The organism is Planctomyces sp. SH-PL14, from assembly GCF_001610835.1.
Taxonomy (GTDB): domain Bacteria; phylum Planctomycetota; class Planctomycetia; order Planctomycetales; family Planctomycetaceae; genus Planctomyces_A.
Genome location: NZ_CP011270.1, coordinates 3,214,383 through 3,240,162, shown reverse-complemented (window position 1 = coordinate 3,240,162; position 25,780 = coordinate 3,214,383). Strand labels below are relative to the sequence as shown.

The following is a 25,780-nucleotide window of genomic DNA, read 5'->3' as shown; positions in this document are numbered from 1 at the left end:
GGAAACGCGCGGGACAGGGTTCCGGCGTGATGCCCCATTCGGTTGCAGCCGTGTGGCGCGGGCGGGCAGGCCGCGCGCGTTCCTGACGATCCTGTCGGAATGTGCGTGTCCTAATCGTTCGTACCGTCACGGCATGCGCCGACTCGTCCATTTGGGCATCGGCAAGGCGCGTTGTTTGCTTGACCGTTCAGCACGTCTCGCTGTTGGCTGAACCGGCCTTCGCCTGGTTCTCGTGCGGGCTCGTCGCGCCGGTTCCTCGACCGCGCGCATCCACTTCACGGAAAGTCGTTGCTGCTGATGACCAGTCGTGTGCGCCGGGGCTTTACGCTCATTGAACTGCTCGTTGTCATTGCCATCATCGCGGTTCTCGTGGCGATCCTCCTTCCGGCAGTCCAGCAGGCGCGGGAAGCGGCGCGGATGTCGCAGTGCGCCAACAACCTCAAGCAGATCGGGATCGCGATCCACAGCTATCATGAGACGCACGGCACGCTCCCCGCGGCCACGATCAATCCCGGCAAGTCGAGCTGCGGAGACCTGTTCCCCGCCGGCCAGATCCTCAACCACACCGCCTACGAGCTGATCCTTCCGTATGTCGAGCTGGGCGCGCTCTACAACCAGATCGACTTCAACCGCCCTTCCGGCGGGGCGTACTTCAGCTGCTCCGCGCCGACGAGCTTCACCGCCCAGACGGCGATCGACAAGAAGGTCCCGGTCTTCCTCTGTCCTTCCGACGGGTTCAACGAGTACCTGCACCAGCCGACGAACGCGACGTACGCCTACAGCTACGGTCACCGGACGAGCTACGGCCTCACGCACTGGCGCGACGAATACGGTGAAGCGACGACCCGCCTGCCGTTCAACTACTCGACTGACCAGTCGACCGGCCGCACGCCGTGGGGCTACAACGGAGCGGCGAAGCTGGAGCACATCAAGGACGGCTCGTCGAACACGATCCTGCTCCTCGAGTCGCCGATGGAGAAGACCTCCCCCAGCTACGGGCCGTTCTGGAATCAGTACGCCCACACGTTCTGGATCATCCCGGCCCTCGGCCTGAACCAGCCGTACAACAACCCCGTTGGCGAACGGCGGGTATATGCCTGGCGGGCGGGGAGCACGCATGAGGGGGGAGCTCAGACGGTCCTGGCGGACGGCTCGGTCCGGTTCCTGAACGAGAACATGAACCAGGCGACCTTGACCGCGATCTCGACGATGGCCGGACAGGAGCGGGTCGGGGAGTTCTGAACTCCGCAGGGAAATGTTGAATGGTGGTGGCCGAGCGCGCGAGCGGGATCTCGTCAGCGCGTGGGCTTGCCGCCGATGGCGGCGCCTGGAAGGCGTCCGTGTTTTTGAAAGCCGCTCGAACTTCCCGATACGTCGCCGGCCTGTGGATCTTCACCGGCGATGGCTCGGGCTTTTGCTAAACGGACTCCTCATGTTGCGCTGGTCCATGTTTGTCTCGGTCACCATGTCAGCCTGCCTTGTCGGCTGCGGCGGGGGAAAGCCGAAGAACCTTCCCGAACTGGGGAACGTGACCGGTGTCATCGAGCTGGATGGCAAGCCGGTGGCGGGGGCGATCGTGATGTTCGAGCCGAAGGGGAGCGGTGCGCTCTCGTCCGGCGGAACGGACGCGGCGGGTGTCTATTCTCTGATGTATCGCCCGGATATTTCCGGGGCACCGGTGGGTGAGCATACGGTCCGGATTTCGAAGCGGGATGGGGATGCGGGGCCGGAGGTGATGCCGTCGCATGCGAATGACAAGTCGGACCTGACGGCGACGGTTCAGGCGGGCGAGAACAAGATTGACTTCAAGCTGAACTCGAAGAAGAAGTAGCCGAACGGCGTTCTGGCCGGCACGACGTTGCTACGTCAAACCCAACGTGCCACGGTCCTGGGGTCAAGGGGGCCTCGCCCCCTTGCCGCCGGAGGCGCTTCCGTGAGGAACCGTGGGATACAACGGACATCCCCTTTGTGGAACCGGCGTTTGGCGCTCACCGCTCGCTTTGCAATCCCCGCGGGTTGGTGAGGGTGCATACGGCACGTTGTCCGCTTTTGGATACACTCTCCTTCAGACGATATCCGACGAGACAGGCCTCCGGCGGGCAAGGGGGATTCTCCCCCTTGCATCCCCTGACCAGGGTTCCCCTGGACCCGATCAGGGCGACATGATCCTGAGTTGCGCCGCTCTCCCTTCCGCCTTCAGCCTGAACCCCTTCCACCTCCCCCCCTCTGCACTCCCCACCAGGGTGCCCCTGGACCCGGTGGTATGGGGGAATGGTGTTCGAGCTGTCTTGCAGCGGATACGCTTGAGACATGTCCACGACCGCGATCCCCACCGCCCTCCCACCCGCCACCCCCACACCGGGATACTCCTTCATCCCCGTCCTCACCCTCGCTCAGCGAGAGCTCCAACGCTTCTTCCGCCAGCGCTCCCGACTGATCGGCGCACTCGGACAACCACTCGTCTTCTGGCTCCTCTTCGGCGCAGGCTTCCAAGGCTCCTTCCGCATGTCCGGCAGCGGCGACGCCGCCATGAGCTTCCAGGAATACTTCCTCCCGGGGGCCGCCATGATGATCGTCCTCTTCGCCTCCATCTTCTCCACCATCACCGTCATTCAGGACCGCAACGAAGGCTTCCTCCAGGGAGTCCTCGTCAGCCCCATCCCGCGATCCTCCTTCGTCCTCGGCAAGCTCCTCGGCGGAACTGCCCTGGCCGTCCTCCAGGCCATGCTCTTCCTGCTCCTCGCCCCCCTCCTCCAGTTCATCGGCCTCGCGCCCCAAATGAACTGGTCGCTCTCCGCCTTCCAGATCCTCGGCACCACGCTCTTCCTGGCCCTGACCGCCTTCGGCCTCACCGGCTTCGGCTTCCTCTTCGCCTGGAAGCTCGACTCGATCCAGGGCTTCCACGCGATCATGAGCGTCCTGCTCATGCCGATGTGGCTCGTCTCGGGCGCCTTCTTCCCCGCCCCCAGCGGCGGCTGGCTGCGATACCTGATCCTCGCCAACCCGCTGACCTACGGCCTTGCGGGGATCCGACGGATCCTCTCGCCCGGCGCCGACTGGTCCGCCCTCCCGTCCATGGGGACCAGCATCGTCGTGACAGTCGCCTTCGGCGCGATCTGCCTCGCCCTCGCGACATGGATGACCCGCCGCGCACAGGCGTAGCCATGACGTCCCGCGACCCTCGCGTCTCCCCGAGCGCCGGCGACGTGCTCGACAGGAACGGCGATCGACGCGTCGTCCTGCGGGTCGCGAACGACACAGTCTTCTACGAAGACTCCGAGGTCGTCGGCTTCCGCTTCAAATCCTGCTGGCTGACCGAGTGGCAGGCCTGGGCGTCCGGAACCATCGTCGTCACCCAGACGGAACCATAGCTCTCCGGGACGTTGGCCCATCAAAGCAAAACGCCCCGCCGATCTCTCGGCAGGGCGTCGTGACTCACAACGGATCGCAAGGGAGTCGTTCAGACTTCCTTCGACTTGATCCAGGTCATCATCTTGCGGAGCTGGCGGCCCACCTTCTCGATGAGGTGTTCCCGCTCGCGGCGGCGGGTCGACTTGAACCCGGCCTGGTTGGCCTTGTTCTCGAGGATCCACTCGCGGGCGAACTGGCCCGACTGGATTTCGGAGAGGATCTTCTTCATCTCCTTCTTGGTCTCTTCGGTGACGATCCGCGGGCCGCGGGTGTAGTCGCCGTATTCAGCCGTATTGGAGACGCTGTACCGCATGTAGTTGAGGCCGCCCTGGTAGAACAGGTCGACGATCAGCTTCAGCTCGTGCATACACTCGAAGTAGGCCATCTCCGGCTGGTAACCGGCTTCGACCAGGGTCTCGAAGCCCGCCTTGACGAGGGCGCTCACGCCCCCGCACAGGACGACCTGCTCACCGAAGAGGTCGGTTTCGGTCTCTTCGGCAAAGGTCGTCTCGATGACGCCGCCGCGGGTACCGCCGATCCCCTTCGCATAGGCGAGGGCGAGAGCGCGGGACGCGTCCGACGAGCCCGGGCCCATGGCGATCAGGGTCGGCACGCCGCCGCCGGCAACGTATTCGCTGCGGACGAGGTGGCCGGGGCCCTTGGGAGCCACGAGGGCGGTGTCGACGCCGGCCGGCGGAACGACCTGGCCGAAGTGGATGTTGAAGCCGTGGGAGCACATCAGGAGCGCTCCCTTCTTGAGGTTCGGGAGCACCGAGCTCTTGTAGACGTCTCCCTGCACTTCGTCCGGCAGGAGCATGTTGACGAGGTCGGCCTGCTTCGTCGCTTCTTCAGCGGAGACCGGCTTGAAGCCGTGTTCCACGGCGAGGTCGTAGTTCGGGCTGCCGGGCCGCTGGCCGATGACTACGTTGCAACCGCTGTCCCGCAGGTTCTGAGCCTGGGCGTGTCCCTGGCTGCCGTAACCGAGGATGGCGATCGTCTTCCCCTTGAGGAGCGAGAGATCGGCGTCGTTGTCGTAGTAAACCTTGATGGCCATGAGCGGAGTCGAGGGCTGGGGGTCGAGGATGAGGAGGAAGGACGTTTTTACGGTGCGGATCACCCGGCGAACCGGGGCGACTCATCGAAACAACGTCCCCATCGGCAGGAGTTCAAGACCTGTGCGCGGGGCCGCGCATTCCGACTGACAACTGAAAACTAGAGACTGACCACTTCCTACGCGTGAACCGTGTCCGGCTCAACCGCGTCTTCGTTCGGGATTTCCGAGGCGGTCTTGCCCCGGAGGAGAGCGATGCGTCCACTGCGGACGAGCTCCAGGATGCCGAAGGGGCGAACGGCGTCGATGAACGCCTCGATCTTCTTCTCCTGGCCGGCGATCTCGATCATGACGTGCTCGGCCGAGACGTCGACGATCTTGGCCCGGAAGATGTCGACGAGCTCCTTGACCTCGCTGCGGTGCCCCTTCTCCGCCTTGACCTTGATGAGCATCAGGTCCCGCTCGACGAAGTCCTCGTCGGAGTAGTCGATGACCTTCACGACGGTCACGATCTTGGAGAGCTGCTTCCGCACCTGGTCGACGTCGCGGTCGTTCCCGTTGACCACGAAGGTCATCCGGGAGAACTCTTTGTTCTCGGTCTCGCCGACGGCGAGGCTGTGAATGTTGAACGCGCGGGAGGCGAGCATGCCGGAGATATGGGCCAGCACGCCCGGCTGGTTGGTGACCAGCGCGGAAAGGAGATGTCGCATCGAACGGTCCTGGAAAGTCCCGCGGATCCCACTGTCAAGGGTCCGGCGGGGAGAATCGGGGAGTCTATCCGTGCCGGAGAGCGATCACAACCGGACGGCGTCGCGGGATTGCCTTCGTCCGGGGAGCCGGCCGCTCCGGCGCCCCCTTGACCCGCAGAACCGGCACAGGTTCGGCCCTCCGGCCGCGATTCGCTGCCGAAGGGCGACCGGATTTCCCCCGGGATCCGCGACTGTCCGCGCCGGGCCGGGACAACGTGATCGTGAATTCCCCAGGAAGACGTCGCGGAAGCCGGCCCCGCCCTTTGTGTTCTGGGGAGCAAACCGGTAGTCCCGGCCCTTCGGTTGCTGGAGGACGCGGTTCTCTCCGGCCGTTTGCCGTTTGCCGGAATCGTGGATATAGTCTCGCGTTCCGCATTTCGGGTCGTTCCGTCATTTCCCCAGGTCAGACACTCTTGGGAAGAGGTAACGACGGTGCGGTTCGTCGGTCGGGGTCGGTTTCGTGGAGGACTCCCGGTGGGTCCGGGAGTGGGAGTACTGCATGGCGAAAGAGAAAGAGGGCGGCATTGAGATGGAGGGGAACGTCGTGGAGGCGCTCGCCAACACGCAGTTCCGCGTCAAGCTTGAGAACGGACACATCGTGCTCGCGCACGTGTCGGGCCGGATGCGCAAGAATTTCATCCGCATCGTTCCCGGCGACCGCGTGAAGGTCGAGATCTCGCCGTACGATCTGACCCGCGGCCGGATCATCTTCCGCGAACGGTAATCGGTTCTCCGGCGGGTTTTCCGCTCCGTCGGGCCAGACCGGAGCCGCCGCTCTGCGAGACGACCGCCCTGCCGTGTTGCTGGCGACTGTCTACGATGCGGCGTGAGCGCAGGAGAGCCGCCAGGTGACAGGAATGTCTGAATCGTCGTCCCCGCCCCCCCGCAAGGCGCTGCCGTTCGTCCAGCTGTTTACGGACGGAGCCTGCAGCGGCAATCCCGGCCCCGGAGGCTGGGCCTACATCCTCCGGCACCCGGCCAGCGGGACCGAGCGGGAAGTCGCCGGAGGGATGCCGGACACGACGAACAACCAGATGGAGCTGCAGGCGCTGATTGAAGGGCTGCAGGCCCTCAAGTCCCGCTCCAAGGTCGAGGTTGTGACCGACAGCCAGTATGTGGCGAAGGGGTGCCAGGAGTGGCTCCCCGGCTGGAAGAAGAACGGCTGGCGGCGCAAGGAGAGCGGGGGCTGGAAGCCGGTGAAGAACGTCGAGTTCTGGCAGAAGCTTGATGAACTGCTCCCCCGACATGACGTGAGCTTTACGGTCGTCCGTGGCCACGCCGGGCATCCGGAGAACGAGCGCTGCGACGAGCTCGCGGTGGCCGAGGCCCAGAAGATCCGCGAGGGGCGGGCGTAGGGCCAGATTGGCTCGAACCGCGCCCGTGCCGGCACGGCATCCATTGCTCAAACCCAACGTGCGACGGCAGCCGGGGTCAAGGGGGTCACCCCTTGCCGCCGGAGGCACTCCTGTGAGGAACCGTGGTAAGCGACGGATATCCCCTTTGTGGTGCCAGCGTTGAGAACTCCCTCACATCACACCGCTGGCTTTGCAATCCCCGGGGAATGGTGAGGGGACATACGGCACGTCGTCCGCGCTTGGACACGCGCTCCTTCAGACATCTCTCGACGGCCAGGCCTCCGGCGGGCAAAGGGGCGTTGCCCCCTTGCATCCCCCACCAGGGTGACCCCTGGACCCGGTGACAAGGCATACTGGGAGCGCAGTGTCACCGCTCCGGTGGTCTCCCTGACGATCGCTCAAGGCTCAATCTTCCGCTCAATGTCTGAGGCAGAGCAGACCACTCAATCCACGGCTCGACGGCCAGCCTTTCGATGCCTGCGAATCTGTTGCCGCGCGGCCTGACGCCGCAGGTGCTCGCTGAGCGGAATGTCAGGCGACTTCTGCCAGCGGTGCCGTCGCCTCGCCTTGGCCTCGTTGTCGACCACTTCAAGCTGCTCCACGGTTTCGGCGGGCTGACGGAGCGGAATCGCCACAGCGCGACGGTTCAGACGATTGACGATCCGCTTGCGCAGCGGGATCGCCTTCCGCGACGACTTGGAATTCTCACCATAGGAATTCCGTCGCTCCCGGGCGTAGCTGAGCCGCTTCTTCTCCTGAGGAGTGAGCTGTGTCACATCGGCCTCCAACTCTTTCTTCTCCGTGCCCTCTGTGTTCCAAAACCCGGAGCTTCTACCTCTCACCCGTGCTGAATCAAAAAGAAAACCGCTCGCCCGTAGACACGGACGAGCGGTCGAGGTTCATCACATTGCCGCCGGGCTCACTTCTTCCGGTGAGCGCCGACTTCCGGAGCCTTGGGCTGCGCATTCGGCCCGAAGTACCGCAGGCCGACGAGCGGCTCGGTCCCGGTGTTCTCGAACGTCACACCCGCCGCGGCCGCCTTGGCCGTGACGAAGACTTCGTCCATCGTCATCTCGCCGAAGCGGATCATCGCCGGGGTCTGGAGGACCAGCTTCCCGACCTTGCCGCTCCCCTGGACCGTGATCCAGCCGTAAGCGCCGCCGTCCTTGATCGTGCACTTCGCTCCGGGCTGGAGGGTCAGCTCCTTGGAGGTGAAGAGCTGCTTGCCGTCCACCTTGCCGTAGACGATCCAGCGGTCGGCCCAGCCGTCCCCCTCTTCGGAGACGATCGGCTCCAGGTAGTTGTTCTCCATGAAGTTCGGATCGACGTTCTTCTCCCAGTCGAGAGCGTCGACGAGGTAGCGGTTGTCGTTGTGCTTCTCCGTCGGGAAGTCCTTCGTCAGCAGGGCCCGCGGAACCGCGCGGCCTTCGACGAGGCTCTGGTACATCCCGAACACGTCCGAGCCCCACTGCGGCTCGTACGTCAGGAGCGAGCCGGGGGCGTGGAGCACGCACGGCGGGATGAGCCAGCCAGTCCCGACCTTCAGGCGGTACGCCTTCGAGAGGTCGAGGATCCCGTTGTCCCCTTCGTTCCAGCGGTCGAGGCAGCGGACGACGTCTTCCTTCGTCGTGCCGGGTTCCAGGCCCATGAACGTGTAGGGGAAATTGTTGCCGACGTTGTTGAGCTGCGGCGGGAAGTAGTACGACTCCGGCTTCCCTTCCTGCCCGACGAGCTTGGCCTGCTCCTCGTTCTGGTGCATGTGATGGGGGATCGGCCCCATGTTGTCGAAGAACTTCGAGTAGACCGGCCACTTCTTATAGGTGTTCCAGATATGGTCGCCGACGAGTTCGGCGCCGAGCTCGCTGACCGCGTCGCGGAGGAGGAACTTTTCGCCGCCGGCGACGACGTAGCTGAGACCTTCGTCGTGGTTGCGGTTGTCGTTGGCCGCTTCAGTCGTCGAGGCGAACCACCGCTCGTCGATGCCGCCGCGGTGGGTTCCGAGAGCGTAGTAGTCGTTCGGATGGAGCTTGAGGCGGCGGCCGGGCTGGAGGAACGAGCGGGGGACCCAGGTCGGGGAGAGACGGAGGATGCCGTCGCCGTCGGTCAGGGCATTCGAAGCGAGTGAACGCACATTCGCCATGGAAGTCGGTCTCGTTGGGCGGGAGGTAGGGAGCTGGGGACGCCGGGAGAGCGGGGGGCGGGGCGGGCGGCTTGGAACAAACCGGGGCGCCGCGGGTCCGACTCCGGCGAATGTCAGAACGGGCATTCTGATCCGGGGGCGGGAGAGTGTCGAGCGACGACCCGCCGCGCGTCTCGGACCGCCGTCCGGCAGGGCGGTTGATCGGAAGTCAAATTGTGGGGGCCGGAGAACGATTGGTTTGTTGCCGATTATTCCGGATGAATCGACTTTGAGGATTGGGTGAGCCGCGTAATCAGTGGGATCGTCACAATCGGAAGTGACGGCGAATTTAAGCTGTTCGGCGCACCTGATGCAGATGGCTTGGATTCAATGCGATCTGACGCCGACTGAACGGAATCCATTTGCAAGACTCGAATTTGCTTGCGTTTAGGCGACAATATGCCGGTTGTCGCGATTCGCTTCCAGGAGGGGCCTCAACGCGCTGTGGAGCGCGGTCTGAGATGGTCCGCGGGCAGGTCAGGAGAGTCCTGAACTGTGAGGCGAATCGGCAATGCCCACTATGCGCCAATCCAATCCGGAAGACCGTTCGGCCGCCTGGATCGAGGGGATCGGAACCTCTGTGTTCGTCCCGTCGAGCTATACGCCGTCGTATTCCTATCCGGTCGTCGTGTGGCTGGAGAGTTCGAGCGGGGACGGGCAGGAGGCTCGGGACTGGTTTCCGCGGGTTTCCGACCGCAATGTCGTCGTGATTTCCCTGCAGCCTCCGCTGGTAGGGGAGTCGGAGGACCAGCCGCTGGGGACCTGGCGGACGCGTCCCGACAATGTCTGGGAGGCGATGGACTACGTCGAGAAGTCGCTCGCCGAGGTCCAGGACATCCTTTCGATTCATCCCGAGCGGATCTTCCTGGCGGGGCGGGAGGACGGGGCGGCGATGGCGGCGGATCTGGTCTGTATTCACCCGCATCAGTTTGCGGGGATCCTGGCGATTGATCCGGCCGGTCCCTGGGCGGACCAGTCGTTGACGGACTGGCGGGCTTTGCCGGGGAAGCCGGCGTTCCATGCGAGCATCTCGTCTGAGGACCCTGCGTGGCTGGCTCATCTGGAGCGGCTGGGGATGTCGGTCCAGCATGTGACTCCGGTGTCGAAGGCGGAGCTGGCGGCGGAGATCGGGCGGTGGATTCTGTCGTCGATCCCAACGGCGGCCGGCCTGTAGAGGTCTTGGCCGGCACAGCGTTGCTCGCTCAAACCCAACGTGCGACGGCAGCCTGGGGTCAAGGGGGTCTCACCCCCTTGCCGCCGGAGGCACTTCTATGAGGAACCGTGGGACACAACGGACGTCCGTTTTGTGGTCCCAGCGTTGAGGACTCCCCCAACCTACACCGCTCGCTTTGCACTCCCCGGGGCTTAGGTGAGGGGCATCCGGCACGTTGTCTGCGTCTGGACACGCCCTCCTTCAGACGTCTCTCGACGGCCAGGCCTCCGGCGGGCAAAGGGGCGTTGCCCCTCTGCACTCCCCACCAGGGGCCGGGCCCCTGGACCCCGGTTCTGGGGCCCGTCAACTTTGCGCGGGGCGCCCAACTTCACCCTCTCGCCCGACCCGCACCACCAAAACCTTCCGCATCTCCACTCATGTCCCTACGCCCGTTAGCCGAGAAAAGAGGAGAGAATTCGGTACAACCGGAACCGCCGCCCCGTCCCCACCCCGCACCACACGGGAGGACGCCAAACGGGCCCCGCGGTTCAACCGGTCCGGAAGAGTCTGCCACACGAGTGGCTACGCAGGGGGATGGGACATGGCAGATCACGAGACTCTTGAAAATCCACGGCGGCGCCTGGGACGCGGTCTGTCCGCTCTCCTGGGGGGAGGCGCCCCCGCTCATTCCGAGACGACCGTCCAGGACGACTCCGAACTGCGGAATGTGCCGGTCGCTCACATCGGCCGTAATCCATTTCAGCCTCGCAAGGACTTCGACGCCGAAGCCCTCCAGGAACTCGCCGCGAGCGTCAAGGAACACGGCATCCTGCAGCCGATCCTCGTCCGCTCCGTCGACGGCGGCTTTCAACTCATCGCCGGCGAACGCCGCTGGCTCGCCGCCCAGAAGGCCGGCCTGACCAACATCCCGTGCCGCGTCGTTGACGTCATCGACAAGACCGCCTTCGAGTTCGCCCTCGAAGAAAACCTCAAGCGCCGCGACCTGCACGACCTCGAAAAGGCGGAAGCCTTCCGCCAGTACATCGCCCACTTCGAATGCACCGTCGAGGAACTCGCCAAGCAGCTCAGCATGAGCCGCTCGGCCGTGAGCAACATGCTCCGCCTCCTCGACCTCGAAGAGCCCTGCAAGCTCGCCCTGCGGACCGGCAAAATCACCGCCGGCCACGCCCGCGCCCTGCTCTCGCTCGAGACTGCCGATCAGCTCGCCCTGTGCGGCCGGATCCAGGCGGAGAGCATGAGCGTCCGCAACGCGGAAGCCGCCGCCCGGGCGATCACCAAGCCGCAACCGGTCGAGCAACCCGCGCCGGCCCCGGTGGCCGCCGCCGCCGCCGCGCCCGTTGCCGAGCAGCCGGCCTCCGAGCCGACCGCTGCCGCCACCGAGCACTCTGCACCGGCTCCGGTCGCCGCCGCGCCGGAAGCTGCTCCGCAGGTTCACGACACGCACGAAGAAGCCGCCGCGCCGGCCCAGCCCGCCACGATCTCGATGGCGGAACACCAGGAAACGCACCGCACGCCGCACATCGACTCCGTCGAAACGCAGCTATGCGAAATGCTCGGCGTGAAGGTCCAGATCAAGCTCAAGTCGGCGACGTCGGGAACGATCGTCATTCCGTTCGAATCGAACGACGACTTTGAACGCGTCCTGCGGACCGTCCGCCGCAACGCGGCCTGAGCGAATCCGAACCGCGTGCCCGTCACCGGGCACGTCCCACACCAGCCCGACGCGCCGGCGAGAGATGCTGTCACTCCTCTCTCGCTTGTGCCTCGGGCTGGTTTCGTTTGCTGACCTCAAACCGCTCCCGGCGGTTTGTGAAAGACGGGACCGGCTCCCGGCGGTATGCTGGCGATCGAACGGGAGGATCGCCGTGCTGTATCTACGCGACTTCGGGATGCTGATCGATTGCCCGGACGACTGCGGCCTCGCGTCGCACGCCGGCCTGCGGCTCTACGGGCCGCTCCACGGCCGATTCGGCGTCGGGATCACTCCGCCGCAGAAAGGGGACGACCCGAACGGCGACCTTGAGGACCAGTACGCCCTTATGGCGGCGTTCGGACCGGTCGGGGACAAGGGGGCCACGTTCCTCAACCGCCGTGATCCGGCGATGCCCTTCCTGGGAGCGATCCGCAACCCGCATACGCAGAAGCTCTACCTGCTGGTGCCGTTCAACAACGCCAAGCTCTCCGAGACCGAGCTGCGGAAGGAGATCGGCAAGCTCGTTTGCTGCATCGCGTTCATCAGCCCGGCGATGACCCAGTGGGAGACCCGCCTGCGGGGCCGGCGGTTCACCGCGGCAGACACCTACCACCGGCAACTCGGCTCCGGCGACGGCTCGTCGATCCAGGAGGATCTGACGTTCGCGACCGACGGCACCTTCCAGCGCCGGATTTCAGGCCACACTTCGATCAGCAGCGGGGGACTCACGCTCGGCAGCGTCCGCGACGATCGGGAAGCGGGCCGCTGGGACATCGTGGAATCCGAAGGGGCGGCCATTCTCCGACTCGACGGAGCGCAATCGGGGCGGCAGGAGTGTTCTCTCGGACTTTCGGGGCAGGGAGTGCTGATCGCGGGGCGGCAGTTCGTCCAGACGGCGTGAAGTGCGTGATCCCGGCCCGATCGGGGGTGCATGTGCCGAGTGATGGTCGTTGAAGGATGCGGGGCGTCTTGCCCGCTGGCTCGAACCGTTTCCTCGCCGGCACGACTCGCATAGCTCAAACCCAAGGTGCGACGGCAGCCGGGGTCAAGGGGGCAACCCCTTGCCGCCGGAGGCGCTTCGATGAGGAACCGTGGGACACAACGAATGTCCCCTTTGTGGTACCGGCGTTGAGGACTCCCTCAAACCACACCGCTCGCTTTGCACTCCCCGCGTCTTAGGTGAGGGGGCATACGACACGTTGTCCGCGCTTGGACGCATACTCCTTCCGATGGTGTCCGACGAGACGGCCTCCGGCGGGCAAAGGGGCCAAGAAAACAACACAGGCCCCCTTGCATCCCCCACCAGGGTGCCCCTGGACCCGGCTAAGGACGCACCATGCCGGACGACCATCCGACGAACGCACCTCCCAGCGAGGAGACAACTTCCGTCGAGGCCCGTCGTCCGCCGCCGGCCGCCGATGCAGCTCGCTACACCACCAGGAGTTGCGTTCCGACCTCGCTTCTCCAGGGCCGTTTCCTGACCGGATCGAAGATGAAAAGATTGTGTAACGCAGGGACGTAGTGGCGGCAGCCACCCGCCGGCCCCTATAAACTGGGGAACTTGAGGAATTCCGCGAACGCGGCCGCCGCCCGCCCGCCACCCCTGCCCGTCGCCTGCCGGCGAACGACTCATGAGGCGGAGCCCCTGCCGGCTCCATTCCGCTCCAGGAACCACGATGAAGGTCAACCAGTTTCTCGACCACTACGGAATCAACGAGAACCCGTTCTCCCAGGAAGACGCCCAGTCCGACCGCATCTTCCAGGAATACCTCCTCAAGAACACCCGCCACGCCGCATGGGACAAGGTCCTCGGCAGCCCGGCCACCCCCTCGACCGCCGTCGTCTTCGGTGAGCAGGGGAGCGGCAAGACCGCCATGCGGATCCAGCTCGTCAACGAGATCCGCGAACACAACAAGGCCACCCCCAAGTCCCGCGTCTTCATCGTCGAGTACGACGACTTCAACCCGTTCCTGGACATGTTCCGGGAGAAGCTCAGCAGCTGGCAGAAGAAGCCCGAGAAGGCCCTCCAGAACTGGCGCCTGTGGGACCACATGGACGCCATCCTGTCGCTGATCGTGACCCGGCTCTCGACCGCCATCCGGAACAACGGCAAGGACCTCAAGGACGACTCCCACTCGATCTCGATGGAGGCGCTCCAGGGTCTCTCCCGGACGCAGAAGCGGGACATCCTCCTCCTGGCCGCGGTCTACGACAACGACCGCGACCTGGCGGCCAAGGTCCGCTTCGACCAGCTCCGCTCCAAGCTCCGCTACGCCAGCTACGGCCGCTACCTCTCCATGCTCATGGGAGTCGCCGTGACCGCCGGCATCTTCTTCGTGACCTACAAGATGGGTGGGGGCTGGACCGGGATGTCGGCCTACAAGTGGCTGTGGCTCATCGCCGTCGCCGCGTGGTTCCCGTTCGTCTGGCACCAGCTCCGGCTCTTCTGGCAGGCATGGCGGATCAGCCGCCAGGTCCGGATCGTCGAACACTCCGTCGGAACCCTCCGCAAGCTCCTGGCGACGTTCAACCTCTCGGAGTACCTGGGCCAGCCGATGCCCAGCAAGGCCCGCAGCGACGACCGCTACGAGCTGATCCTCAAGCTGCAGAATGTCCTCCAGTCGCTCGGCTTCTCCAGCATCAGCGTCATCGTCGACCGGGTTGACGAACCGCACCTGATCAACGGCGCTCCGGAGCGGATGCGGGACCTCATCTGGCCGCTGTTCGACAACAAGTTCCTCAAACACCCCGGCTTCGCTTTCAAGCTCCTCCTGCCGGCAGCGGTCAGCACGTTCCTCAACCGCCAGGAGCGGGAGTTTTACGAGCGGTCCCGGCTAGACAAGCAGAACCTCATCCCCTCGCTGAACTGGTCGGGCCAGGCGCTCTATGACATCGCCAACGACCGGATCAAGGCCTGCTCCAAGACCGGCCAGGGGACCAAGGCGGGGATCCGCGACCTGTTCGACCCGGCGATCAGCGATGGCGAGCTGATCGGAATCTTCGAACGCCTCCGCGCCCCGCGGCACCAGTTCAAGTTCCTGTACCGCCTGCTGGTCGATCACTGCGGCAAGTACACGGAAGACCAGCCGGTCTGGAAGATCAAGCCGGAGACGCTGCACTCATCGCTGTCGCTCTTCATGCGCGACCTCGACGCATACGACCGAAAGCTCGGGACTGGCTGAGCCGGGTAGCGAACCACTCAAAGCTGAAGGAGGAAACTCCTTCAGCTTTTTCTTTTGAGCATCTCGACCGTTTGCGCGTGCAGCGCGGTGCCGTTCGTCGCCAGGATGTCGGGCTCGTCGAGCACGAACGGGCTGTCGTCGACGCAGGTCACTTTTCCCCCCGCCTCTTCGACGAGGAGGACGCCGGCGGCCATGTCCCAAGGCTTGAGGCTGGTCGACCAGAAGGCTTCGACGCGGCCGGAGGCGACGCAGCAGAGGTTCAGTGCGGCCGAGCCGGTCCGCTGGACGGATTGGGCGACGTCGAGGGCTCGGAGGAAACGTTCGACCGCTTCGTCGTACCGGTCGGCTTTGACGGGGAGGCTCGCCATGCACATGGCCTGCGAGACTTCGGTCGTCGGCGAGACCCGGATCCGCTTGCCGTTGAGCAGCGCGCCGGAGCCGCGGTGGGCAGTGAACATCTCGTCGCGGGTCGGGTCGTAGATCGCCCCGGCGACCAGCTTTCCCTCTTTTTCCACGCCGATGGAGACGGCGTAGTAGGGGAATCCGTGGACGTAGTTGGAGGTGCCGTCGAGGGGGTCGATGACCCAGCGGATGGAGGAGGGGCGGTCGTTGATGAAGAGCCCTTCTTCGCCGAGGAAGCGGCAGCCGGGGATACGGCGTTCGATCAGTTCGAAGATGGCCTGCTGGGAGGCGAGGTCGGCTTCGGTGACGAGGTTGGCGGGGCTTTTTTCGCGGGCGGTGAAGCGGGACCGCCACTGTTGGAGGATGCGGCCGCCGAGCCGGGCGGATTCTTCACAGAGGGAGACGAGTTCGGGGAACACGGCGGGCGGCTGGGGAAAGTGGGCTGGGGCGGGAAAAAAAGAGGCTAGTCAATCCGCTCGGGGGCGAGAACCCCGACCTTCTCGCGGGTCACGGAAACGTCACGCGGCTAAAGAACCGGGTCAAGGGGTACCCCTGGTGGGGGATGCAAGGGGGCCTGTGTTGTTTTCTTGGCCCCTTTGCCCGCCGGAGGCCGTCTCGTCGGACACCGTCGGAAGGAGTGCGTGTCCAAGCGCGGACACGGTGTCGTATGCCCCCTCACCAACCCGCTTCGATTGCAAAGCCTGCGGTGTGATGTGAGGGAGTTCTCAACGCGGGTACCACAAAACGGACGTCCGTTGTGTCCCACGGTTCCTCACATGAGTGCCTCCGGCGGCAAGGGGGCGTGGCCCCCTTGACCCCAGCGGCCGTCGCACATTGGGTTTGATCGAACACAGCCGTGCCGGCAAGGGCGGCATTCGAGTGACCCCACCGCCCGCAGCCTCTATCATCCCTCCCTTCCAAAAACCGAGGAGAGATTCGCCGTGAGCGCCAAGATCGCATTGTTGCCGGGAGACGGAATCGGGCCCGAAGTCGTCGCCGAAGCCCGCGCCGTACTGGAAACCGTCGGACAACTCTTCGGCCAGACCTTCGAATTCACCAGCCACCTCATCGGCGGCTGCGCCATCGACGCCCACGGCGACCCCCTCCCCGCCGAAACCCTCGAAGTCTGCCGCAAAGCGGACGCCATCCTCCTCGGAGCCGTCGGCGGCCCCAAGTGGGATGACCCGACCGCCAAAACCCGCCCGGAAGTCGGCCTCCTCAAGATCCGCAAGGAACTCGGCCTCTACGCCAACCTCAGGCCGATCAAGCCCTCCCCGTCGCTGATCGACTCCTCCCCCCTCAAGCGGCACATCATCGAGGGGACCGACATCCTCTTCTTCCGCGAGCTGACCGGCGGCCTCTACTTCGGCAAGTCCGGCCTCGAGAAGACCGAAACCGGCGAAACCGCTTTCAACACGATGATTTACAGCACGCACGAGGTCGAGCGGATCGTCCGCATGGCGTGCCAGGCCGCGATGAAGCGGCGGAAAAAAGTCACCTCCGTCGACAAGGCCAACGTCCTCGAAGCCTCCCGCCTCTGGCGGCGGGTCGCGGAGCGGATCGTGAAGACGGAATTCCCCGAGATCCAGTACGACGTTGTCCTCGTCGACGCGATGGCGATGCACCTGATCTCCAAGCCCGCCGCCTTCGACGTCGTCGTCACCGAAAACATGTTCGGCGACATCCTCACCGACGAAGGCTCGATGCTGCCGGGCTCGCTCGGCCTCCTCCCCTCGGCGTCGCTCGGCGAACCGGGCCCCGGCCTCTACGAGCCGATCCACGGCTCCGCTCCTGACATCGCCGGCAAGGGAGTCGCCAACCCGCTGGCGACGATCCTGGCCGCCGCGATGCTGCTGCGGCACTCGCTGAACCTGGAGAAGCCCGCCGCGGCGATCGAAGACGCCGTCGAAGCGGTCCTGAAGGCCGGCCACCGGACAAAGGACATCGCCGCCGCCGGCGAAAAGTCGATCGGGACCAAGGAGATGGGAAAACTCGTCCTGGAACGGCTCAAGGCGTAGGGTGGAGGGCCGAGGGAGGAGCGAAGCCAGCCCGGGAGGGCGAGGCTCCTGCCGAGCCGCAAACGATTCCAGAGCATGACCTTATCGCCCGACTCGCCGTCGTAGCGGCCGCTGTCGTTCCCGGTTCTTCCAACGAAAACGCCCCTCGGAACCCGAGGGGCGTTTTGCTTGGCTTGAGGCCACCGCGACATCGCGCGGCAGAAGGACTATTCCTTCTTTTCGGCAGCCGGAGCGGCCGGTTCGGCCGGCTTGTCAGCGGCCGGGGCAGCCGGTTCAGCAGGCTTGTCGGTGGCCGGCGGGGTCGCCGGGGCAGCCGGAGGCGTGTCGACCTTCGGAGCTTCCGCGCTGGGCGTGCTGTCGTTCTTGGCGGCCGGAGCGGTGGCGGCCGGGGGAGTCGCCGGCGGAGCGGGAGCCGGGGCGGGTTCGCAACCAACCATCAGGCCGCAGGCGAAGGCAAACGTCAGAACTCGCTTCATCTCAAACACCTCAGAGGAAAATCGATTGTCGTCGCAGGCCGACTCGCGCCGCGCACCTGTCTGACTGACACACAGAAGTGCACGTTTATTCCCGAACCGACGACGGATTTCAAGAAATCGTTAGCTGAATGCTTCGGCGAACCGCAGCCCGTCCGCCACCAGCTCGGCCAAATCCTACAACCGTAACACATTCCCCAATCGAGCTTTATGGACGTGGGAAGTTCCGAGGAGCATGAGGGCCCGTCCCCGTCCTCTCGACGGGAAGGGACATCGGCGATCTCTGCCGGGCCGAAGGCATCCGCCGCCTGCGGGTCAACGGCCGGACGGTCGAGGCCCGCAGAATCGCTACACGCGGAACATCCGGAACGATCCGCAAAGTCCCCCTGTTTTGACGTTTCGACTGAACTCCACCGGCCCTGATGGCCGAAAAATCGAAATAACCGCCATTCTGCGAACGGTCGGCGCACCCCGCCCATCTTGCAGGACCGGCACAAGTCACTCCGCGGACGCGGACCCACTCAGCGAAATTCAGCAGGGACGCTGGAGCCATCGATGAAAAAGAACTGGAAGTGCTGGCTCGGAACAGTCGCAGCCGCGATGCTCGGCGGCTCGGTCATGGCCCAGGCCCCGCAGTATCCGGCCGCCGGACCTGACTTCGGCTTCGACGGCGAAGGCTCCATCCGCATGGGGACCGAAAGCGGAAGCGCGGTGGCCACTCCCGCCCAGTATCCCGGCTACCAGCCGGTGGACGCGGACGCCATCTGGCAGGAAGCCCCCCGGGCCTACCAGGGCGCTCCCCCGCCGCAGGATGACTCCGTCGGCTTCGCCTCGGCGACCAGCTTCGCGGACGTCCAGTACCGCGTCGGCCGGGTCAACAATGACCAGTACGGCTTCCAGGGCGGCTACACCACGTTGAACGCGTTCATTCCGATCGCCACCGATGGCATGAACATGTGGTTCTTCGACCCGCGGCTCAACATCACCGACTTCGGCGAGGGGGCCGCCAGCCTCGGCCTCGGCTACCGCCGCTACAGCCCCTCGATGGACCGGATCTTCGGGATCTCGGGCTGGTACGACTACGACCCCGGCCACCGCGGCGAATACAGCCAGGCGGGCCTGAGCCTCGAAAACATCGGCCGCTATTTCAGCACGCGGTTCAACGCCAACGTCCCGTTCGAGGACTCGAACCAGTACACCACCGCGAACTCGTTCGGCACCCCCTTCTTCCAGGGGAACAACATTGCCTACCTGTTCAACTTCCTGCGGGAAATCACCTACCAGCAGTACCAGCTGGAAGCGGCTGCCCCGATCCCGTTCCTCGGCCGGTACGGCGGCGAATGGGCCCTGAGCGCCTACGGCCTCGTCGGCGGGGACAACGCCTCCAAGGACGCGCTCGGTATCGCCGGCCGGTTCGAGTTCCAGGTCTCCGAAGACTTCTGGATCAATACGATCGTCTCGCACGACCGGATCTTCGGCACCAACACCAGCATCAACTTCGAACTCACCATCCCCAGCGGCGTCCAGACCCGCTGGCTGCGGCCCAAGAAGGTCCAGGACAAGCTCCTGGCCTCGGTCAAGCGTCCCTACCGCGTCTCGACCAACACGGTCAGCCTGCAGGAAACGCAGTTCTTCCTCGATCAGCGGGACGGCAACCCGATCGTCGTGGCCCACATCGACCCGACGGCCGCCAACGGTGCGGCCTCCGGCTCGGTCACGAATCCGTTCGGCAGCGTCGCCGACTACATGGCGGATCCGAACCGCGCCGACTTCGACATCATCTTCGTCGGACGGAACGCGCTGGCGACGGACGACACCGACCTCAACACGGGCATCGAGCTGCTGACCGGACAACGGCTGCTCGGCACGGGAGCCCTGGCCGACGGCTCGGTGCATGAGTTCCACTTCATCGACCGCGGCGACGGCGTGACCACGCTCGACCTGCCCGGGTTTGCCAACGGCACGGCCCAGTCGACCGGTCCCAATCCGTTCCTGACGAACAGTGCCGCCCCGGTCGGCACGCCGGTCGTCTCGATCAACGGCAACATCACGGAAGTCAGCGGCTTCACCATCGACGCCAGCGGCACCGCGGACGGCATCTCGACTCCGTTTGCCACGGCGGTCGACGGCTTCGTCATCACGAACAACACGTTCCAGAACGCGATCGACGCCGTCGACATCACGAGCAACACCAGTGCGGTCCTGGGCTTCGATACGACCCTTCCGCCGTCGCGGTTCGGCGGCGAGAACTTCGGCATCGTGACGAGCAACACGATCAACGGCACCGGTGCACTTCCGGTGACGAACGGCATCGTGATCGACCACATCGCCGGGACCGGAGCGGAGGACCTGAACCTCCTGATCGGCCAGAACACGATCAACGGCGTCACGAACATCGGGATCAACGTCAGCGCCCTCGGCGGCACGCTCGACGGCAACGACCCGGCGTTCGGCCTGCAGAGCAACATCATCGACTCGACGGGCCAGGGAATCCTGGCGACGTCGACCGGGATCGGCACGGTGTTCAACCTGTCGGTCCAGGGGAACCAGATCACCAACAGCACCAATATCGTCGATCCGCTGAATCCGGAGCTCGGAGCCGGAATGGGCTTCCTGGCCCAGGCGGGCTCGCAGATGAACTTCAACGTCGTCAGCGACAACGTCGTGACGAACGCCGGTGGAGCGGGAGGCCGCGGCGCGGCGTTCGTGGCCGAGAGTGCCGGCATCATGACGTTCAGCCCGATCGTCGCCGGACAGTCGGCGTTCTTCCAGAACACGTTCTCCGGCAACGCGGACGACGGAGCCCTGTTCTCCGCCGACGGTGCCGGCTCGAACGTCTTCATGAACAGCACGGTCATCGGGAACACGTTCACGAACAACGGCGGAAACGGCGTCAACCTCCAGGCTTCCAACTCCGGCACCGTGACGATGGGGCCGTTCGTCGGCAACACGATCAGCGGCAACACGGAGAACGGGATCAACGGCCTGGCCACCACCAACGGCACGGTCAACGTGCAGGTGGGAAGCAACCTCGCCGGCACCACGAGCCTGATCAACGGCAACACGCTGAACGGTGTCAACTTCGAGTCCGCCCTGGGCGGCACGATGAACGTCGCCATCCAGAACGTGACCTCGACCGCCAACGGGCTGGCCGGCGTCCGCCTGGCCTCGTCGGGCGGGACGACCAATGCCTTCATCGACGGGACGGCGGCGGCCAACAACAACTTCGTCGGCAACGTCGGCGACGGGATGAGCGTGGTCAGCACGCTGACCGGCACGGTGAACATCGACTCGCTGACGAACACCACGATCGCCAACAACGGCAACGACGGGATCGACGTCAATCTCTCGGGAGGCTCGACGGTCACCTTCGCCGACATTTCCGGCACCACGGTCAGCGGCAACACCGCCTTCGGGATGCGGGTCAACGGATCCGGCACCTCGACGTTCAACCTGACCATGGGAGCGTCCGCCGCGACGAACGGTCAGAACCTGTTCGACAACAACGCGGACGCCGGCGTCGGAATTTCGCTGATCAACAGCGCGACGGCGAACATCGACGTCACGAACAGCACGTTCAGCAACACGCGGAACACGGCGGCCGACACGACATTCAACGGCGACGGCTTCCATGTCCGCCTGGTCGACACCGCGACCCTCCCGAACGCGACGTTCGGCGACCCGCTGACCGCGAACACGCTGTTCCTGAACAATGCCGGCTCGGGGCTCGCCCTGTTCACCGATGGCGATGCCGCCATCAACAACCCGCTCGTTCAGAACGTGACGTTCACGAACAACGGAACGGTGGAAGGGAACGCCGTCAACGGCGGAATCCCGGTCGAGGGGGACGCCGGCTTCCGGCTGATCCGCCAGGGCAACGGCATCGTGAACAACGTGGTCATCACGGACAGCCGCTTCACGCAGAATGCCAACGGTATCCTCGCGACGGCCCGCAACGGGGACCTGACCGACGAATACACGATCACGAACAACACGATCACCAATCAGGATTTCCGCGGTATCGCCCTGCGGGCCGAGTTCGACGCGGACATCACCGCCCTGATCCAGGGCAACACGATCTCGAACAACGGCAACGAAGGGATCCAGACGACCGAACGCCGCAACAGTTCGGGCGACTCGCTCAACGTGAGCCTTCAGGTCTTCGACAACCTGATCGAGTCGAACGGCCAGAACGGCGTCGCGGACCGCGGCCAGGGGATCGAGATCTCCGCGGCTCACTTCACCGGCGTCACGATCGGTTCGGTCGGCAATCCGTTCCCGGACAACACGATCCGCGGCAATTCGGGTGACGGGATCGAGATCAACCAGTCCGGTACCGCGGTCATCGCGAACAACCTGATCGAGGGCAACGGTGGCGAAGCCGGTATCGATCTGAATGCGGGCGTGAACAGCTTGACCGTCACGAACAACGTGATTCGAGCCAACGCCGCGGACGGTATCGAGCTGTCGTCGCTCGGACTTCTGACCACTCAGATGAACGTCGCGGTCGCCGGAAACCTCATTGAAGCCAACGGCCAGGACGGTATCGAGATCGTCTCACAGACCGTGGCCAACAATACGGTCACGATCGATACCGGCAACATCATCCAGGACAACATCGGACGCGGCGTCGCGATCTTCAACCGCGGCAACGGTGCAGACTTCACGACGCGGCTGACGGTGAACCTCAACAACAACACTATTCAGCGGAACCAGGAGGAAGGGGTGTACGTGGTCAACACCTCCTCCACGACCCAGAGCACGGACGCGGCCAGCACGGTCGTCATGGACGCCACCGGCAGCGTGTTCGCGGATCCCCGCCTCATCTTCAACATGAGCGGGAACAACGTGCGTGACAACGGCGTCCTCAGCGGGTTCACGGGAACCGGCCTCGTCATCCGCGTCGGCACGAGCGATGCGAGCCAGAGCATCACCGATCCGGGCGGATTCGCCAACACCCGCGGGGGTGTGACCGCCTCCGTCATTGGTAACAGCTTGGGCGGCAACGCCGGTTCGGACGTCTACTTCGAGTCGTTCACGTCGACGGTCAACCCGACCACGACCGCGGGGACCTGGACCGACGGTAACGAAAACCCGCGGAACGACGGCAACAACACGTTCACCATCACGAACACGTATCAGTCGGATCCGCTCGCTCGGCTCGACCTGACGTTCAACAACAACGTGGGCGAAGAACTGGACGCGTCGAATCCCGGGGCGTTCTACAACAACGACGAATCGGTGTTCAAATCGCGGACCCGGGCCCAGGACGGCAACGATCCCAACGGTCCGTTCCCCGGTACGCCGGACGACGACGGTCCGTTCGGTTCGGGAACTCGTCAGCGAAACGCCCAGCGTCTCGCGTTCCGCGGTCCGTTGCCGCCGACCATTGCCGCGGGGAGCCAGTTCCTCTTCTCCGGCATGGGCGAAAGCACCTTCCGGATCAGTGCGGCCGGCAACGCCTTCGGGACTGTCACGACCCCGTTCTTCCTGGACACGGACCCGTACACCAACCCGTTCACGGACGCCGCCGGTGTCCTCAACGGTGGCGGCGGGCCGCTGGGAGTCGACTTCATGCCTTACGGCTGGTCGACCCTCCCGTAAGCAAGACGATCGCAAGGTTTCCGAGCACGCTTCGAAGTTTCGAAGCGTGCTTTTTTTATTGGTACACCGTTCCGGGCCGTCGGCGATGCAGGGCCCCGGGAGGCCGAGGAGGCTCTGCACCAGGGCGTTGCGGGGGCGGGAAGCGGGCAGGCCTGAGGGGAGAAACCCGACGCCGGGCCGCGTTTGGACACCCGATGATTCCCACGGCTCTCGACGGCCAGGCGTCCGGCGGGCAAGGGGCTCATCAATCACACGAGAGGTCCCCGCCCCCCGCCAGGGCATCCGCAGTGGACCTGTTGGGCAAACAACATCGGGTGCGCTAAGGACACCCGTCCGCCAGACGCGGTGCCTTCCGCCTCCACCCGCTTACCACCCGGCCGGAGCGCCGTGTTTCCGCGGATCGCTCACCCCCCATAGGCCCTCTTTTCCCCGCACTACCAGCTGCCCGACCGCCAGACGTCCCCGGCGGATCGCCTTGTGACGGAGGCCTTCGAGCGCCCCCGCACTACCCTCAAAGAGCCCCGGCTCGAGCAGCAGCTCGTCCGGCATCCATTGATGGTGGAACCGCGGCGCGACGACCGCTTCCGTCGGCGAGAGCTCGAACGCCGTCACGTTGAGAAGGACCTGAAGCGTCGTCGTGATGATCCGCGGCCCCCCGGACGCCCCCAGCGCCGCGACCGGGTTCGGCTCCTCCTTCCGGAACACGAGCGTGGGGGACATGCTCGACAGAGGCTTCTTTCCCGGCGCCACCGCATTCCCGGCCGACTGGATCAAACCGAAGGCGTTCGGCTTCCCCGGGACCGCCGTGAAGTCGTCCATCTCGTTGTTGAGCACCACCCCGTACTCGGGAACCACGACAAAGCTGCCGTAAGTCAGATTGATCGTCTCCGTGCACGCCACCGCGTTTCCCTCCCGGTCCATGACCGAGAAGTGGCTTGTCCCCCCGTCGCGCGGCGGCTCGAACCGTCCGTACGTCCCCGGCGGCTTCGTGCCGGCCGGATCGATGCGGCCGGCGAGCCGCTCGAGCCGGGCGGGCTCCAGCAGCCGGTTCACCGGCACCTCCACGAAGTCGGCATCCCCCAGAAACTCCGCCCGGTCGGCGAAGGCGTGCTTCAGGGCCTCGGTCACGACGTGGATCGTCTCCGGGGAATTGTGCCCCGCCCCGACGAGCGACCACTCCGGATGCTGCCGCTCGTACGCGGAAAGGATTCCGAGGGTCTCGGCAATCGCGATCCCCCCGCTCGACGGCGGCGGCATGGTCAGGATGTTCCACTGGCCGAACGCGGCGCGGATCGGTTCGCGGGTCACCGGCTGCATCGCCGCCAGGTCGTCGAGTGACAGGATCCCCCCCGTCCGCCGGACTTCGGCCACGATCGCCTCGGCCACGGCCCCTCGATAGAACCCGTCCCGCCCCTCGGCGGCGATCCGCTCGAGCGTCCGCAGCTGCGGGGAATGAAACCGCCCACCTGGTTTGCGGATCGGCTCGATGTAGCCGGCCCACAGGTTCGCAAACCGGTCTTTCCATTCCGGCTGCTGTGCGAATCGCCGCTCCATCTCCTTTGCCGTATCGGTGTCGTGCTCGTCGACCGGGACTCCTTCGCGGGAGAGCCGGATCGCCGGGGCCAGGACCGTCGGCAGATCGAGGGTGCCGTACTCCCGAAGGGCGTGACACAGTCCAGCGACGGTCCCGGGAACGGCGACCGCCAGCCCGCCGTGCTCGCTCGCTCCCGGCTTGCCGACGAACATGTCGGCCGTCGCCTGTTTGGGGGCCCGTTCGCGGTAGTCGAGGGCAACCGCCTTCTGGGTGCGGGCGTTCCAGATCACCATGAACCCGCCGCCGCCGATCCCGGAGCTCGCCGGCCGGACGACTGAGAGGGCGAACGAAGTCGCCACTGCGGCATCGACTACGTTTCCGCCGCGGCGGAGCATTTCGGCCCCGGCCTCGCTGGCCGCCGGATGGTCCGCGGCGACGACTCCCCGTTCGAACCGGGCGCCGGGCGAGACGGGCTCCGCTTGCGCGACGCGAGTCGTCCACAGAAGCATCAACACGCCGAGGGAAACGCGAAGCCGCATGGGGTATCTCCCGGTCTGCGGCCGAGCTGCCGCGAACGATCTTGAGAGTCTATCCCGCGCACGGCGTCCCGTCCGCCGTGACATCGAACCCCGTCCTTGCCGGCACGGCTGTGTTCGCTCAAACCCAATGTGCGACGGCCGCTGGGGTCAAGGGGGCCACGCCCCCTTGCCGCCGGAGGCACTCCTGTGAGGAACCGTGGGACACAACGGATGTCCGTTTTGTGGAGCCGGCGTTGAGAACTCCCTCACATCACACCGCAGGCTTTGCAATCGAAGCGGGTTGGTGAGGGGGCATACGACAACGTGTCCGCGCTTGGACACGCACTCCTTCCGACGGTGTCCGACGAGACGGCCTCCGGCGGGCAAAGGGGCCAAGAAAACAACACAGGCCCCCTTGCAACCCCCATCAGGGGCCG

At 65.2% G+C, this 25,780-nt stretch carries 20 protein-coding genes; 13 read left to right on the top strand and 7 right to left on the bottom strand.

Annotation, left to right across the window (positions count from 1 at the left end):
* The first annotated feature begins 297 nt into the window (after nt 1–297).
* The 5 genes from VT03_RS12600 (at nt 298) to VT03_RS12585 (ending at nt 3,371) form a co-directional block, all read left to right on the top strand.
* The gene (locus VT03_RS12600; protein ID WP_075097093.1) at nt 298–1,242 is read left to right on the top strand and encodes a DUF1559 domain-containing protein; all 945 of its coding nucleotides are present in this window, start codon (nt 298–300) and stop codon (nt 1,240–1,242) included.
* A gap of 20 nt (nt 1,243–1,262) precedes the next feature.
* Complete coding sequence (locus VT03_RS33435) at nt 1,263–1,421, top strand: hypothetical protein (RefSeq protein ID WP_156514456.1); 159 nt, start codon at nt 1,263–1,265, stop codon at nt 1,419–1,421.
* Between the two features lie 11 nt (nt 1,422–1,432).
* The gene (locus VT03_RS12595; protein WP_156514455.1) at nt 1,433–1,831 is read left to right on the top strand and encodes a carboxypeptidase-like regulatory domain-containing protein; all 399 of its coding nucleotides are present in this window, start codon (nt 1,433–1,435) and stop codon (nt 1,829–1,831) included.
* 479 nt (nt 1,832–2,310) lie between these two features.
* Nucleotides 2,311–3,162 (top strand): ABC transporter permease, encoded by an 852-nt coding sequence (locus VT03_RS12590; protein WP_075093297.1) that lies wholly within the window; start codon nt 2,311–2,313, stop codon nt 3,160–3,162.
* Nucleotides 3,163–3,164: 2 nt separating this feature from the next.
* Entirely contained in the window at nt 3,165–3,371 is a 207-nt protein-coding gene (locus VT03_RS12585) for a hypothetical protein (protein ID WP_075093296.1), read from the top strand.
* Nucleotides 3,372–3,460: 89 nt separating this feature from the next.
* On the opposite strand, the gene ilvC is transcribed toward VT03_RS12585, so the two are convergent.
* Complete coding sequence (ilvC, locus tag VT03_RS12580; RefSeq protein WP_075097092.1) at nt 3,461–4,465, bottom strand: ketol-acid reductoisomerase; 1,005 nt, start codon at nt 4,463–4,465, stop codon at nt 3,461–3,463.
* 176 nt (nt 4,466–4,641) lie between these two features.
* Nucleotides 4,642–5,172 carry an acetolactate synthase small subunit gene (ilvN, locus tag VT03_RS12575; protein WP_075093295.1) on the bottom strand — a complete coding sequence of 177 codons (531 nt, stop codon included), beginning with the start codon at nt 5,170–5,172 and terminating at the stop codon, nt 4,642–4,644.
* A 538-nt stretch (nt 5,173–5,710) separates the two neighbouring features.
* Between ilvN and infA the strand changes: the two genes are divergently transcribed.
* Complete coding sequence (gene infA, locus VT03_RS12570; RefSeq protein ID WP_075093294.1) at nt 5,711–5,935, top strand: translation initiation factor IF-1; 225 nt, start codon at nt 5,711–5,713, stop codon at nt 5,933–5,935.
* A gap of 133 nt (nt 5,936–6,068) precedes the next feature.
* Entirely contained in the window at nt 6,069–6,566 is a 498-nt protein-coding gene (gene rnhA, locus VT03_RS12565; protein ID WP_075093293.1) for a ribonuclease HI, read from the top strand.
* A gap of 443 nt (nt 6,567–7,009) precedes the next feature.
* Here the strand turns inward: rnhA and VT03_RS12560 are convergent, their stop codons facing one another.
* Both VT03_RS12560 and VT03_RS12555 read right to left on the bottom strand, forming a co-directional pair.
* Nucleotides 7,010–7,342, bottom strand: a complete 333-nt coding sequence (locus VT03_RS12560) for a hypothetical protein (RefSeq protein ID WP_156514454.1) — start codon at nt 7,340–7,342, stop codon at nt 7,010–7,012.
* Nucleotides 7,343–7,485: 143 nt separating this feature from the next.
* Nucleotides 7,486–8,706: a class I mannose-6-phosphate isomerase gene (locus VT03_RS12555; protein ID WP_075093291.1), complete on the bottom strand. Its 1,221-nt coding sequence runs from the start codon at nt 8,704–8,706 to the stop codon at nt 7,486–7,488.
* A gap of 559 nt (nt 8,707–9,265) precedes the next feature.
* Here VT03_RS12555 and VT03_RS33430 point away from each other — a divergent pair.
* The 4 genes from VT03_RS33430 to VT03_RS12535 all read left to right on the top strand — a co-directional run bounded on the left by VT03_RS33430 (nt 9,266) and on the right by VT03_RS12535 (nt 14,794).
* Entirely contained in the window at nt 9,266–9,919 is a 654-nt protein-coding gene (locus VT03_RS33430) for an alpha/beta hydrolase (protein ID WP_075093290.1), read from the top strand.
* 580 nt (nt 9,920–10,499) lie between these two features.
* Nucleotides 10,500–11,591, top strand: coding sequence for a ParB/RepB/Spo0J family partition protein (locus VT03_RS12545; protein ID WP_075093289.1), 1,092 nt, complete (start codon nt 10,500–10,502; stop codon nt 11,589–11,591).
* A 193-nt stretch (nt 11,592–11,784) separates the two neighbouring features.
* Nucleotides 11,785–12,513 (top strand): hypothetical protein, encoded by a 729-nt coding sequence (locus VT03_RS12540; protein ID WP_156514453.1) that lies wholly within the window; start codon nt 11,785–11,787, stop codon nt 12,511–12,513.
* Nucleotides 12,514–13,288: 775 nt separating this feature from the next.
* On the top strand, nt 13,289–14,794 hold the full coding sequence (locus VT03_RS12535) for a hypothetical protein (protein ID WP_075093287.1): 1,506 nt from the start codon (nt 13,289–13,291) through the stop codon (nt 14,792–14,794).
* A gap of 41 nt (nt 14,795–14,835) precedes the next feature.
* On the opposite strand, the gene VT03_RS12530 is transcribed toward VT03_RS12535, so the two are convergent.
* Nucleotides 14,836–15,615 (bottom strand): inositol monophosphatase family protein, encoded by a 780-nt coding sequence (locus VT03_RS12530; RefSeq protein WP_075093286.1) that lies wholly within the window; start codon nt 15,613–15,615, stop codon nt 14,836–14,838.
* Between the two features lie 522 nt (nt 15,616–16,137).
* Between VT03_RS12530 and leuB the strand changes: the two genes are divergently transcribed.
* Nucleotides 16,138–17,214, top strand: a complete 1,077-nt coding sequence (gene leuB, locus VT03_RS12525) for a 3-isopropylmalate dehydrogenase (protein WP_075093285.1) — start codon at nt 16,138–16,140, stop codon at nt 17,212–17,214.
* Nucleotides 17,215–17,420: 206 nt separating this feature from the next.
* On the opposite strand, the gene VT03_RS12520 is transcribed toward leuB, so the two are convergent.
* Complete coding sequence (locus VT03_RS12520) at nt 17,421–17,690, bottom strand: hypothetical protein (RefSeq protein ID WP_075093284.1); 270 nt, start codon at nt 17,688–17,690, stop codon at nt 17,421–17,423.
* Between the two features lie 552 nt (nt 17,691–18,242).
* Between VT03_RS12520 and VT03_RS12515 the strand changes: the two genes are divergently transcribed.
* The gene (locus tag VT03_RS12515) at nt 18,243–23,291 is read left to right on the top strand and encodes a beta strand repeat-containing protein (protein ID WP_075093283.1); all 5,049 of its coding nucleotides are present in this window, start codon (nt 18,243–18,245) and stop codon (nt 23,289–23,291) included.
* Nucleotides 23,292–23,657: 366 nt separating this feature from the next.
* On the opposite strand, the gene ggt is transcribed toward VT03_RS12515, so the two are convergent.
* Entirely contained in the window at nt 23,658–25,364 is a 1,707-nt protein-coding gene (gene ggt, locus VT03_RS12510) for a gamma-glutamyltransferase (protein WP_075093282.1), read from the bottom strand.
* Nucleotides 25,365–25,780 lie beyond the last annotated feature (416 nt).

Excerpts from the sequence above, each read along its gene's own strand:
- rnhA (WP_075093293.1), top strand. The coding sequence starts at position 6,069 with ATGTCTGAATCGTCGTCCCCGCCCCCCCGCAAGGCGCTGCCGTTCGTC.
- VT03_RS12520 (WP_075093284.1), bottom strand. The coding sequence starts at position 17,690 with ATGAAGCGAGTTCTGACGTTTGCCTTCGCCTGCGGCCTGATGGTTGGT.
- VT03_RS12600 (WP_075097093.1), top strand. The coding sequence starts at position 298 with ATGACCAGTCGTGTGCGCCGGGGCTTTACGCTCATTGAACTGCTCGTT.
- ggt (WP_075093282.1), bottom strand. The coding sequence starts at position 25,364 with ATGCGGCTTCGCGTTTCCCTCGGCGTGTTGATGCTTCTGTGGACGACT.
- VT03_RS12590 (WP_075093297.1), top strand. The coding sequence starts at position 2,311 with ATGTCCACGACCGCGATCCCCACCGCCCTCCCACCCGCCACCCCCACA.
- VT03_RS33435 (WP_156514456.1), top strand. The coding sequence starts at position 1,263 with ATGGTGGTGGCCGAGCGCGCGAGCGGGATCTCGTCAGCGCGTGGGCTT.
- VT03_RS12545 (WP_075093289.1), top strand. The coding sequence starts at position 10,500 with ATGGCAGATCACGAGACTCTTGAAAATCCACGGCGGCGCCTGGGACGC.
- VT03_RS12515 (WP_075093283.1), top strand. The coding sequence starts at position 18,243 with ATGAAAAAGAACTGGAAGTGCTGGCTCGGAACAGTCGCAGCCGCGATG.
- VT03_RS12555 (WP_075093291.1), bottom strand. The coding sequence starts at position 8,706 with ATGGCGAATGTGCGTTCACTCGCTTCGAATGCCCTGACCGACGGCGAC.
- VT03_RS33430 (WP_075093290.1), top strand. The coding sequence starts at position 9,266 with ATGCGCCAATCCAATCCGGAAGACCGTTCGGCCGCCTGGATCGAGGGG.
- ilvN (WP_075093295.1), bottom strand. The coding sequence starts at position 5,172 with ATGCGACATCTCCTTTCCGCGCTGGTCACCAACCAGCCGGGCGTGCTG.
- VT03_RS12595 (WP_156514455.1), top strand. The coding sequence starts at position 1,433 with ATGTTGCGCTGGTCCATGTTTGTCTCGGTCACCATGTCAGCCTGCCTT.
- ilvC (WP_075097092.1), bottom strand. The coding sequence starts at position 4,465 with ATGGCCATCAAGGTTTACTACGACAACGACGCCGATCTCTCGCTCCTC.
- VT03_RS12585 (WP_075093296.1), top strand. The coding sequence starts at position 3,165 with ATGACGTCCCGCGACCCTCGCGTCTCCCCGAGCGCCGGCGACGTGCTC.
- infA (WP_075093294.1), top strand. The coding sequence starts at position 5,711 with ATGGCGAAAGAGAAAGAGGGCGGCATTGAGATGGAGGGGAACGTCGTG.
- VT03_RS12535 (WP_075093287.1), top strand. The coding sequence starts at position 13,289 with ATGAAGGTCAACCAGTTTCTCGACCACTACGGAATCAACGAGAACCCG.